The 12437-nt window shown below is 37.9% G+C and carries 8 protein-coding genes; 4 read left to right on the top strand and 4 right to left on the bottom strand.

Translation table 11 applies throughout. From position 1 onward, the window contains the following. Positions 1 to 31: 31 nt before the first annotated feature. Both dacB and RIV7116_RS27080 read right to left on the bottom strand, forming a co-directional pair. Positions 32 to 1591 (bottom strand): D-alanyl-D-alanine carboxypeptidase/D-alanyl-D-alanine-endopeptidase, encoded by a 1560-nt coding sequence (dacB, locus tag RIV7116_RS27085; protein WP_015121521.1) that lies wholly within the window; start codon positions 1589 to 1591, stop codon positions 32 to 34. A gap of 977 nt (positions 1592 to 2568) precedes the next feature. Beyond that, on the bottom strand, positions 2569 to 3279 hold the full coding sequence (locus RIV7116_RS27080; RefSeq protein ID WP_157229336.1) for a M23 family metallopeptidase: 711 nt from the start codon (positions 3277 to 3279) through the stop codon (positions 2569 to 2571). Positions 3280 to 3740: 461 nt separating this feature from the next. Between RIV7116_RS27080 and RIV7116_RS27075 the strand changes: the two genes are divergently transcribed. Continuing rightward, the gene (locus RIV7116_RS27075; RefSeq protein WP_015121519.1) at positions 3741 to 4307 is read left to right on the top strand and encodes a hypothetical protein; all 567 of its coding nucleotides are present in this window, start codon (positions 3741 to 3743) and stop codon (positions 4305 to 4307) included. Positions 4308 to 4599: 292 nt separating this feature from the next. Here the strand turns inward: RIV7116_RS27075 and RIV7116_RS27070 are convergent, their stop codons facing one another. Beyond that, entirely contained in the window at positions 4600 to 5823 is a 1224-nt protein-coding gene (locus tag RIV7116_RS27070) for a M20 family metallopeptidase (RefSeq protein ID WP_015121518.1), read from the bottom strand. 423 nt (positions 5824 to 6246) lie between these two features. Here RIV7116_RS27070 and RIV7116_RS27065 point away from each other — a divergent pair, with 423 nt between their 5' ends. The 3 genes from RIV7116_RS27065 (at position 6247) to RIV7116_RS27055 (ending at position 11562) form a co-directional block, all read left to right on the top strand. Then, positions 6247 to 7095, top strand: a complete 849-nt coding sequence (locus tag RIV7116_RS27065; protein ID WP_015121517.1) for an RNA ligase family protein — start codon at positions 6247 to 6249, stop codon at positions 7093 to 7095. A 79-nt stretch (positions 7096 to 7174) separates the two neighbouring features. Further along, positions 7175 to 8293, top strand: coding sequence for an AAA family ATPase (locus RIV7116_RS27060; RefSeq protein WP_015121516.1), 1119 nt, complete (start codon positions 7175 to 7177; stop codon positions 8291 to 8293). Positions 8294 to 8358: 65 nt separating this feature from the next. Beyond that, positions 8359 to 11562 (top strand): poly(A) polymerase, encoded by a 3204-nt coding sequence (locus RIV7116_RS27055; protein WP_015121515.1) that lies wholly within the window; start codon positions 8359 to 8361, stop codon positions 11560 to 11562. Between the two features lie 177 nt (positions 11563 to 11739). On the opposite strand, the gene RIV7116_RS27050 is transcribed toward RIV7116_RS27055, so the two are convergent. Next, the gene (locus tag RIV7116_RS27050) at positions 11740 to 12303 is read right to left on the bottom strand and encodes a pentapeptide repeat-containing protein (protein ID WP_015121514.1); all 564 of its coding nucleotides are present in this window, start codon (positions 12301 to 12303) and stop codon (positions 11740 to 11742) included. Positions 12304 to 12437 lie beyond the last annotated feature (134 nt).

Here is a 12437-nt window from a genome sequence, read left to right as displayed (position 1 = left end):
GAGACGCAATATCATATCACGTTTCTTAAAATTAACACCTCTGCATCTTACTTAAATGCACTACAATCTCATCAATTGCATTCCTAACAGTTCTAATTGGCTGTTCGGTTTGATTCACCATAATACTGAATGCTACGGGACCATAATTAGGTGCGTTGACATATCCAGCAAGGGTGACAACACCAGTCATGGTTCCGGTTTTTGCTTGTACCAAACCTTCGGGAGCTATATCCTTAAAACGATACTTTAGTGTGCCGTTTTTACCTGCAACCGGTAGTGAAGCGCGGAAAACGGAAGCATAGCGAGATTTTGCCATTCCCTGCAATGTCTGCACTAATGCTTGAGGACTGATTAAGTCTTTACGAGATAAACCCGAACCATCTACTAATTTATAGGTTGTAGGCTCAACTCCGATTCGTGTTAAGGTTGACTTCATCACTTCTAAACCCGCATCAACGGTTGTTTGGTTTCTCTCTAACGGCTTTTTAGTCGCTAATGCTTTTAATAAAGCTTCTGCATACAAATTATTACTATTAATATTTGTCTCTGTAATCAATTCAGATAATGGTGGTGATTGGACTGCGGCTAATTCTCTTCCGCTAGTTTTAGTAGTTCCCCAGTACGCTCCTTTAACGGAAACTCCTTGTTTTCTCAAGCTTTGCCGAAAATGTGTCAAGAAATTTTGTATTGGGTTAAAGACTGCGATCGCGGTGATATCGGGGCGAGAACCTTCGGGAAGTTGTCCTGTTAAATATAAGGTTTGCCCTTTTAAATCCCGCTTAACTTCTATGTATCTCTTTGTACCTTTACGGGCTGTCATCGTTTGATTAACAACTTTCCATCCAGATGCATCTAAAGGATTATCCCACTTTAATAACAAACGTCTGCCAACTCTTTGAGGATATAGCCTAATTACAGCAGCATTTTCATTTAACATTAAACTGTTAACTGGTGCGCCGTAATAAAACTGTACATCTTCCCACATCCAACTTGGCTCGACAGCTTCACCTTTAAAGTAAGCATCATTAGCTATTAATCTATTAATTCGGCGAACACCTTTTTGACGCAACTGTTTTGCTAAGACTTCAAGCTGTTCGCTTTTTAAGCTAGGATCTCCTCTACCAACTACTTGTACTACGCCATTTCCAGTTTCATACACTGAAGTACGGATACGATAATTAGGACTAAGAGTTTGTAAAGCTGCTGCCGTTGTCATCAACTTAGTGACGGATGCAGGAGTAAAATATTTTTTATGATTGCGGCTATACAAAGTTCGTGGTGAACCCAGATTTTGCACCATAATGCCCCAATGCGTTCTGTTAAATTGAGTACGATTTGTTATAGAATCAACTGCATAATTTAATTGAGAAGCGCAAAATCTATTTCCTGAAGGTGCGGGAGTTCTTCTAGGAGTTGTAGGTGTTCTTCTAGGAAGTGTAGGTATAGTTCGACTGGGAACCCGAGGTGTATTTCTGGGGGTTGTTGGTATTACTACTCCCGAATTTGTTTGTGCTGTTGCTGCTTGCTGATTGACACCAAATTGAACTCCGAAGAATAATAATAGTAAACTTAGAGAAGACTTTTTAGACATTCGAGGTTGAGTAATTCTTTGTATTTTATGTGTACTGTATGAGTGTTTTAGCGTTACTGAGGTTCCGCGAATGTTGTTATTAAAACATGAATATTGAAATTCGGTTTACTTAATTAAATTATTTTTCGGGAAAGCAAGTAGAGATTATGGCACAGGGAAACACAAAACCGACTAATTTTTTTATCATTCAGCTACAAAAATTAATTTGTTAAAATTCCTACTAAAGCAGGTGTATTATACTCTTCAATCACACACCTTATACCATTTCTTTATAAAGATGCGCCTAATTTAGCCCGCGTAGGCGGGCTTAGTTTCAGTAGCCCCAGCCTTCCAGGCTGTTAGCGGAGCGTGTCCGTAAGGACATGGGCGATTAAGCGCAGCCTCATACAGAATTGGTATTACAATTAAAAATATTTACAATCAATTAATACTCTTATTTTCAAACTGTCTTTAAGACTTTATCATTTAAGACAATATTTTTTATTATTTTGACTTAGAAAATTATTTTCATTTTTTATCCGGATAGCGGCGAATATCGAACAGCATACATTTTTATTGCATCTAACTAAGAAAATGTAGGATGGACAATGAACATCCTACATAAACATTGCGTCCCTCTAGTTGTTATAAAATTCATGCATTAATTGCATAACTCCGGACAGAAGTTATGAATTTATCTAATACTGTTATTTAATATTTGGTCAAAGTTGCAAAGCATACCAAGCCATTAAACATAAATTGCTCTGTTCAACAATCGACAAAAAGGTTCCCTTAATAGGAAACCTCTTAATATTAGGACTTACGCTGCGCTAAGGTGATTGCGTCATTACGTTAGCGCAGCGTGTCCGTTAGGACATGCGACAGCGAGGTAGATCGTCTCTCGAAAGCTTGGGATTGCTTCCCTACACTCTGTTTCGGTTGCAATGACAATTTTGCTTTGCGTAAGTCCTGAATCTATTAAGCCTCTGAAATTAATCTTAAGGTTTCAATCTTTTAGGGATATAAGAGCGCGAAAACCAATATCTACCTAATTTAAAATTCTGTCTTGGGAAAGACATATGTAAATGCGGACCAGTCGATCTAGCGCAACGATTGCGGGGTGTATTACGGGCTATAACTCCTATAATTTGACCCTTTCTATACCTTTTATTGACATACACGCTTCTCGATTTAACGTGAACTAAGCTATACCTGTTGCCATCTGCCGCTTGTAGGCGAATTGCTAGATGATTTCTACCTGCATTACAGAACGATAAGACTCTACTTGCAATAGGAGCTACTACAGGTGTTCCGGCAGGTAATCCAAAATCTACACTTTTATATCTACCCCAGCTATCCGAATGCCAGCGCTGAGTTACTGTTGCGGTTGCTCCAACCCAAGGCAATCTCCAATACAGTCTTCTTCTAGAAGCACGAGCTACTTTAATCTTTCTCGATCTTTTCTTAGAAGCATTAGTTGCTCTGATAGCTCTCGATCTTCTTTTCTTAGAGGTACGAGATGCTCTGATAGTTCTCGAACTTCTAGGAGCATGAGCTACTAACATCGCTTTTGAGCTTATACCAAACCTAGATTTGCTTCCTCCAGTATTCGCTTTAGGCTCAGTCTCGGTAGATTTTTGTGCATCGCTTTGAACATTTTTATTTACGCTTGATGACGCACTTCCAATAGCTTGAAACGTTGGAGACAAAGCTTTGAATGACAAGACACTAAGAGGTAACGCAACCAAAGTGGAAATAAGAAGTTTAGATTTAAAAAACACCGCTGAAAATCCTATCAAGTAGTAATCAAATTTTGCTGGAAAGGTTGTAGGGACTAACTAAATTGCCTAATGAAATAAAAGTAATTATTGGTTCAATCAATTACTTCTTCGCTATTGCTTTCATCCCTCGATTAACGTATTTATTCAGAAGCTAACTTTTATATTCGAGTACAAAAGTAATAATATTTACAATGAGTTTTGTATCGCTTTATTCTTTGCTGCATTTGTTGAAGCAATTGCTTTACTACATTAAACAGATTAATCAAAAAACTGACACAAAAGCAACCCGACATTATTTTTGCAAATTTATTAAATGTCGGGTTTATTTCGGATTGAATTAATGATATTTTGAGACAGAAGGTTTTGTATCTACCGAATTATTTCAAAGTATGAAATATCGTGATTCTTCTCAAAGACTTGATATTAACTGCTTACTCCATCAACTGATTAACGTAGACCCGACTGATTCAGCCCCAAAAAAATCCGAGCCTGATATTAATTGTTTGCTTGACGAACTAATTAACTTACACCCGATAAATTTAGCTCAAAAGAAGTCAGGGCTTGACATCAACCGCTTGCTTCATACGCTTCAACAAATAAAAAGATATTGCGAATTTAAACCGAATTGTAGGCTGACACAATTTGAAAAGCGTTATCTGTGTTTATGTCTTCATGGATATTCGGGTCGCGAAATTGCTTTTATATATGATGAGAATAGACTACCAAAAAAAGAAGAACTAATTCAATATAAAGACAAACTTGATGCTAGGATTAGAAACTTGCAGAAAGAAGCATCGAAAGGTTTAAATAAGTATTTGAAATTATTGTTGGGCTTAGAAGAAAGTGCCAACAAGCCACGAAATGGCGAACTGATTAAGATTTTAAAAGAAAAAGGATATGGAATAAATTCCGGTCAAAAGAAGAAAACTAGTTTTATCAGAGTCAATAGAGAATAGAGCAAGAAAGAGTAAATAATCAAGGTTATTCTGTACTGGTTATACGGTATTAAATATTTGTAAGGGAAGGCTAGGGGGTTAGAGAAAAGATTAATCTGAATCAATTACTTTGAGCTAATGATTTGATGATTTTTATGCGAGAGAGCTTTCAAGTTTTTTGATTTTTTAGTATATTTATGAATTGAAAAAGCATGATAGTTAATCGATTTTTGGTAATACTTTCCCATTCTCTAACTCCACCCCCCTTAAAAAGGAATGGAGTTTTTATCTGGTAACTGGTAATTATTAGCTGCTAACTGTTCGTTGCCACAGGAGTCAAATTTTGAACTGTATCGCTCTTAAGTCCCCAATACTTATAAGCAGCGTAAGCAACAGTAACAACCCCAGTAATAATGGCAGATTCGTCAACTTCAAATTTGGGATGATGTAATGGGTGATTTACCTCTCTATCTGCAAAACCTACACCCAAACGAAACATTGAGCCGGGTGCTTTTTCTAAATACATAGAAAAATCTTCACCACCCAAAGAAGGTTCCGGTAAAATTTCAACGCGATCGCTACCCCATGCTTCTTCAGCTGCTGTCTGTAAAATTTGAGTAAGTGCTAGGTCATTTTGAACACTGGGTACGCCCTGACGATAATCTACTTTGTATTTTGCACCATAAGTATCGCAAACATTTTTGACAATATTTTCAATCCAACTTGGTAATTCCTTGCTGCTATCTGGATGTAGCGATCGCACTGTTCCTTGCAAAAGAACGGAATCGGCAATAACATTGGGCGCTCTACCACCAGTAATTTTTCCGATGCTCAATACTACCGGATGCAAGGGATTTTGCGTGCGGCTAATTGCTTGTTGCAGCGTAGTAATTACCTGTGCGGCTATCCAAATAGCATCTATGGCTTGGTGAGGGCGTGCCCCATGTCCAGATTCACCAGTAATAGTAATCTCTAAATCATCTGCTGCTGCTGTTAATGCACCGTAACGTATACCAACCGAACCCGCAGGTATAGAAGGGAAAACGTGAACTCCTAAAATACTTTCTACATTTTCCATCGCTCCATCTGCAACCATCCAACTTGCACCTTGAGCAATTTCCTCAGCAGGCTGAAATATAAATCGTACTTTTCCAGGTATCTCCTGTGATAACTTAGACAAAATAATTGCCGTCCCCAAACCCACAGTAGTGTGGACATCATGTCCGCAAGCGTGCATAATTCCTTGATTGCGGGATGCATAATCGAGTGGCGCTAATTCCTGAATCGGCAAAGCATCCATGTCAGTACGAATAGCCAAAATACGTTTATCGCTACCATTACCTTCAAGTTCCCCAATCGCGCCGGTTTTACCAATATTTTCCTCAACATGAATACCGTTAGAAGATAAAACCCCAGCAACAAAAGCTGCTGTCTGAAACTCTTCACCACTCAATTCCGGGTGAGAGTGAATGTGGCGACGAATTTCGATTAAACGCGGTGCTAATTCTGCTGCTAAATCTTTAATACGAGAAAGCATTGATTATTTCTTCTACTATCGCTTTTTCCACATAATAGAGAAGTGTAGCGCTTATTACCGTTCAATTGATACAAATTAATTTAATGGGAATTGGAAATTGGGCATAGGGCATTGGTAATTGGTAATAGGCATCGAAAAAATCTAACCTTTAACCTTTGACCTAATTCTGTATTATGATGTAATATATAAAATACCAACTCTTAGAATTAACGGTAACGGGATATGTAGTTCCTCAATTCAGTCAAGTTTGTGATTTAGCGCGAATGTTGTCTTTTCGGACGCTTCTATTCTTCATTCGCTGCGAAATTTTTTAGGTTTTTAGCATTTTGTATTATTTATGTTGCTTTACAAGAAGTAACACGTAGAGTATATGCAATTTGCGTAATTCCTATCTTTGATTGAACTTATTAAGAGTTAAAAGCAATGAAACAAATTTATAAATATCCGCGTACCCATCATATTCAGGGTTCGCGATTGCAACCTGGGGATGAAGATTTAAATGATATCCCTTTTGCAGAAATTAAGCAGCGCTATGCAGTAGTTGAAGAAAAAGTAGATGGTGCGAATGCTGCAATTAGCTTCAGTGCTGACGGACAAATTCAACTGCAAAGTCGGGGACACTATTTAACTGGTGGAGCGCGAGAAAAGCACTTCAACTTGTTCAAGCAGTGGGCTAATACTCACGTTGCTAGTTTTTGGGAAGTATTAGGTAGTCGCTATATTCTTTACGGAGAATGGCTATATGCAAAACATACGGTATTTTACGATGCTTTGCCTCATTATTTCTTAGAATTCGATGTGCTTGATTTAGAAAAACAAGTATTTCTAAGTACTGCTAAAAGAAAACAGCTATTAGCAGGTTTGCCGATAGTTTCCGTACCCCTCTTATTTGCTGGAGAAATTCAATCCTATAAACAATTAATTAGTTTCTTAGGAAAATCATATTATCAAACCTCCGAACACTTACAGAACTTTGAAAAGATTTGTTTAGAAAAAGGGCTAGATGTCGAACGCTCTTTACAACAAACCGATAGAAGCTCTGTAATTGAAGGTTTATACATCAAAATTGAATCGGCAGATACGGTTATAAATCGTTATAAATACGTGCGTTCGAGCTTTTTAACCACCATTCAACAATCAGATGGACATTGGCTGAATCGTCCGATAATTCCGAATCAGTTGTGTGATGGTGTTGATTTATTTAGCGAGCAGTTATCAGGGAGTAGTAGAGGGGGAAGAGAGGGAGAGGGGGTAGAGGGGGTAAGAAAATAATTTTCTCTCCATTACTCCATCATCATTCTTTATTCGCTACTAACCACCAACCACTAACCACTAACTACTAACTAATACTATGTGGACTTTTCCTTATTGCCCAAATAAGGGTGATTTTGCCATAAATTGGCGTGAATTAGAAAATAAATTTGAGTGGTTGCGAGTACTTGCTGATTGCCCGCAAGATGCACGCTATCACGAGGAGGGTGATGTTCTTACTCATACAAAGTTAGTGTGTGAAGCTTTGATTGCATTACCCCAATGGCAAGCTTTACCTGAAATACAGCGCTCGATGCTGTTTGCTGGGGCTTTATTACACGATGTCGCAAAACCAAAGGCTACCAAAATAGAAGATTCTGGTGCCATTAGTTCAAAGGGGCATGTATTACAAGGTGCAAAAATGGCACAAGAAATTCTTTGGGATTTAAACGTACCTTTTCAACAAAGAGAAGAAATTGTCTCTTTAGTAAAATACGGAAGTTTACCTTTATGGTTTTGGGATAAATTAAATCCGCAAAAAGCTGTTATTAAAGCCAGCCAAATTATTCGTTGCGATATGTTAGCTATGCTCGCAGAAGCTGATGTAAGGGGACGTTATTGTAATGACCAAAATCAATTATTTGAACGTATTGATTTCTTTCGTGAATTCTGCCGAGAAAACAATTGTTTTTCCCAACCACGCTTGTTTCCATCAGCCCATAGTCGGTTTATATATTTCCAAAAAGAAAACGGTAATCCTGATTATCACGCTTATGACGATACTCGTTTTCAAGTAGTAATCATGTCAGGATTACCCGGCTCGGGAAAAGACACTTGGATTCAAGAAAATTTACCAGAATATAAAGTCATATCCCTGGATGACTTGCGTCGCGAAATGGGTATTAAACCAGGTGATAATCAAGGTGAAGTTGCAAATGCAGCTAAATATCTGGCGAAAGAATATATGCGAACAGGAGTTTCTTTTGTTTGGAATGCAACTAATTTAAACAAGCAATTACGGGGAATGTTGATTCGTTTATTTGCAGCTTACCAAGCTGATATTCGCATTGTTTATCTAGAAACATCTTGGTCAAACTTGTTGAAAAGAAACAAAACCCGTACCGATAAAGTGCCAGAAAAAGTACTCTACCGCATGAAAAATCGTTTGGAAGTTCCGACGATTATTGAAGCGCACCGCGTGGATTGGATTGCGAGTTGAGGAAGAGAGGGAGGAGAAAAATTTATGATTCCCAATGCCCAATTACCAATTACCAAATTAAAATCATGTCTAAACAAGATAAGCCAAAAATGGCAACTAGCTGGGAAATTTATAATCGAATTATTTGGGATTCTCGTCTTGATAGCAATGTTTTTATTGCTGGTTTTGAAGACAGGGTTTCTGCAAGCGGTATTCGCGAAAAACCTTTGGCTCATTGGGCTGCTGATGGCGATATCCCTTGGCATCGTATCCGCTATATTCGCGCTCAAGATATTGTTGTTTGGGATAGAGAGCAGCATTTGGATTTGATTTCCAGCGGACATTTACCGGCTTTTGCGTGGAATAACAATCAAGCAGATGAAACCGATAAAAGTACTTCAGATATAAAAGAACAACCCGCAACTTTTAGTACAAAGCCTGTTTATAAATACAAAGTTGATGGTTGGCAAGCTATTGATTATTTATCAAAGTCAGTTAAATCAAATTCTTTAACAGTTGCTAGTTTCAATGTGCTATGTGATGTTTATGAAAAGGAGAAAATCCAAACTGAAAAACGTTTGCCGGTAATTGTTGAAGAATTGCGTAAATGCGATGCGGATATTATTGCGATTCAAGAAGCAACACCAGATTTTGTCAGGTTTCTCTTAGCCCAAGATTGGGTACGGGATTATTATGTTTCTGAATCAAGTACGGCTGAAAATATTCAAACATTTGCTAATTTATTGTTGTCGCGTTTGCCATATACATTAGTCGAACATAAGTTTTCTGCTCATAAGCATGTATTAGTGGGAAGCTGGTTTATCAATAGTGAGTTATTACAGGTTGCGGCGGTGCATTTGACAAGCAATCGCGCTCAAAATGCTGACAAAAAAAGAAAATACCAATTAACAACTGTAGTTGATTATCTGCGAAAGCAGCCAGGAAATTACTTTATTGTTGGTGATTTTAATACTAGAAATAATCTCCAAGAACAAGTACCAGATATTAGTAGTTTTGTTGATGTTTGGCAGGATTTACGTCCTGATGAAGCAGGTTATACTTTCAATCCGCAGCTAAATCCTTTAGCAGAATTAATGAGTTTGGCAGGAGAAGCAGCACGATTTGACCGGATTTTGATGTGTAGCGAGCAAGATAGCTGGGTACCGCAGTCTGTAGACTTATTTGCTATTGAACCTGTAGATAATACCGAAGAAAAAATATTCCCCTCAGACCATTTTGGTATACGAGCGGTTGTAGAAAACCTCACCCCGCCCTTCCGGGCACCCCTCTCCTTATCAAGGAGAAGGGAAGAAAACCTTGCTACACCCCTCTCCTTATCGAGGAGAAGGGAAGAAGAAAACCTCACCCCGCCCTTCCGGGCACCCCTCTCCTTGTCAAGGAGAAGGGAAGGAAACCTTGCTACACCCCTCTCCTTATCGAGGAGAAGGGAAGAAGAAAACCTCACCCCGCCCTTATCAAGGAGAGGGGAAGAAAACCTTGCGACACCCCTCTACTTAACAAGGAGAGGGGAAGGGGGTGAGGTTATCAGGGATGAGTTAAAGACAATTGCTCCCGTCTATCAAAGCGCTATTGTAATAATTCCACCAGAAGATATTGTCCCAGCAATCCAAACAATACGTCAGCGTTACGATGCAAGATTTGAACGTTGGATGCCACATATTAATTTGATTTACGGTTTTCTACCAGAATCTTATTTTGATGAAGCTGCGGAAATAATTACCTCAGCAGTTGCTCAAATACAGCCATTTACAGTTAACTTAAACAACTTTGAGACATTTACTCACCGCAAAAGTTCTACAGCTTGGTTGCATCCTATCGCCCAACCGGAAACTGCTTTGCATCAATTACAGGCATTACTACAAAGTTTATTTCCTCAATGCAACGAACAAAGTCGTAAATCGGATGCAGGATTTACACCCCATCTTAGTGTCGGACAATTTTCTACTCCAGAAGAAGCTTTTGCAAAACTACCCCAATGGCATCCTCGAAGTTTCACCGTTAAATCTATAGCTTTAATTAGTCGTCGAGGCAATGAAGCTTTTGAAGTAAGACGTATTATTGATTTAGGAGCAGAAGCAAGCGATATTATTCCTTCTGAATTGATTAATTTAGTCAATCAACTCCAACCAAAATTAAATCAAGCACAGCAAATACAGCGCGATACTGTTTTAGAAATTGTTAGTCAAGCCTGTAAAGAATGTTTAGGTTTTCAACCAAATTTACAGTTATTGGGTTCTTATCGTTTGGGAGTAGAAAGTCCCGAAAGCGACTTAGACGTTGTTTGTCAGATTCCTACTTATTTATCTGGGGATGATTTTCTCAAAAACGTACAACAACGTTTAAAAGGACTTTGCGAAAGTATTCAACTAGTTTTAGATGCCAAAGTGCCATTGTTGCGTTTGAAGTTAGAAGGAATATCTCTTGATTTGCTTTATACAGGTGTTGATAAGAATTGGGCATCGGGCATTAATCCTAAACCAACAAAATCGGAGATGGCTATTATCGGTTGTTGGGAAGCTGATTTTATTAGAGAATTCGTGCAGGAATATGTGCCATTTGATTCATTTCAATGGTTGTTACGGGCTGTTAGAGCATGGGCAAAATCCCGCCGAATCTACGGCAACAATTGGGGTTTCTTGGGTGGCTTGTCTTGGGCTTTACTGAGTGCTTGGAGTTGCCAGTATTGCGATAAAAATCATACTCAACCGGATAAATTACTTGCTAATTTCTTTAATCATCTCAATCAATACAATTGGAGACAACCGATTGCTTTAACAGATGCAGGAAAGCAATATTCAGTACAAGTGCCAAGGGATTTATTACCAATAATTACATCAATAGAACCTTGTCAAAATACTGCTCGCAATATCACTCGTTCGACAGCAGAAATATTATCTGGTGAATTTGCAAGAGCTACAGAAATGACTCAAGAGATTGCAGCCGGTAATCTTGATTGGTCATCATTATTTGAACCAATTAATTTACAGCAAGAATCGGATATATTCTTAAATTTAAAGTTAATAGGTAATGACAAACAACAGCTAGAAAAAGAATGCGGTTATTTAGAAGGCTATATTATTAGCTTAATTATTCAACTTGAAAATCATGGTATCTTTGTTAGACCTTGGGCAGAAATGTATAGGATACAAAATGCAGCTAGTATAAGATTAGGCTTAAAAATTCCTTTAAACTTGGATTTAAGTTTAATAAAAGAATTAGCTAGAGATTTTATGTCGCAATATTGTCATGATTTTGAAGTGGAGACATAGCAACTCACATAAAAATCAACTCATCCTACAGACGGGGTGAGGTTTATCTGTATTCTATCCAAGTAAAACTGCTATTTAAAAATAAATAAACCCGGTCATAAATCACCGGGTATATCTAATAAAAATCTAAATGTAATTATTAGTTATAAATTAGCAATCAGCAATTATCAAACGAACTTATTCGTTATAACAAGTTGTACCGCGAGCATTTTCAGATGTAAACTTATTACAGTCTTTAAGGCTTTCTGATTGTAAAGACCACCAGTAAGGTTTGTCAGATGAAACTACACCATTTCTCAAAGTAGTTAATCGGAAATTTGCCCCACGGAAGTTTGCTAGAAATACATTCGCTCCAGATAGGTTAGCTGCTGATAAATTAGCACTCATTAAAGCAGCAAAAGAAAGATTGGCATTTTCCATAGAAGCCGATCGCAAGTTAGCACCCATTAAAGAAGCACCTGAAAGATTAGCACCAATCAATACCGCATTTTGTAAATCAGCACCTGTGAGATCGGCATTGGATAAATTTGTGCCTGTTAAATCCGCACCCCTCAAATTTGCATCCCGTAGGTTTACTTTTGACAGATTAGCTTGTGACAAATTAGCACCACTTAGATCGCATCTTGGACAAGCACCATTAGCCTTAAAACGTTCTACATCTTGTGGATTAAATGCTTTTGCTTGTTCCATAAAGCCAAAACAAGCTAACAAAGTAATACTAGCTACAATTGCTGATTTCATATTCTTTAGAGATACTTATCAAGATAGGGGTTTTAAACAATTATGTATTGCTATACTTACATATACAAGCCGCTAATTATATAACAAGTATAAAGGATTGATAAAAAAAATATAAAAAAGTTGTAAATAGTGGA

This window comes from Rivularia sp. PCC 7116 (assembly GCF_000316665.1).
Lineage (GTDB): Bacteria > Cyanobacteriota > Cyanobacteriia > Cyanobacteriales > Nostocaceae > Rivularia.
Note: the sequence above shows the minus strand (reverse complement) of the source record. Positions and strands in the feature narration are given on the sequence as shown.

Excerpts from the sequence above, each read along its gene's own strand:
- RIV7116_RS27055 (WP_015121515.1), top strand. The coding sequence starts at position 8,359 with ATGTCTAAACAAGATAAGCCAAAAATGGCAACTAGCTGGGAAATTTAT.
- dacB (WP_015121521.1), bottom strand. The coding sequence starts at position 1,591 with ATGTCTAAAAAGTCTTCTCTAAGTTTACTATTATTATTCTTCGGAGTT.
- RIV7116_RS27060 (WP_015121516.1), top strand. The coding sequence starts at position 7,175 with ATGTGGACTTTTCCTTATTGCCCAAATAAGGGTGATTTTGCCATAAAT.
- RIV7116_RS27050 (WP_015121514.1), bottom strand. The coding sequence starts at position 12,303 with ATGAAATCAGCAATTGTAGCTAGTATTACTTTGTTAGCTTGTTTTGGC.
- RIV7116_RS27065 (WP_015121517.1), top strand. The coding sequence starts at position 6,247 with ATGAAACAAATTTATAAATATCCGCGTACCCATCATATTCAGGGTTCG.
- RIV7116_RS27075 (WP_015121519.1), top strand. The coding sequence starts at position 3,741 with ATGAAATATCGTGATTCTTCTCAAAGACTTGATATTAACTGCTTACTC.
- RIV7116_RS27070 (WP_015121518.1), bottom strand. The coding sequence starts at position 5,823 with ATGCTTTCTCGTATTAAAGATTTAGCAGCAGAATTAGCACCGCGTTTA.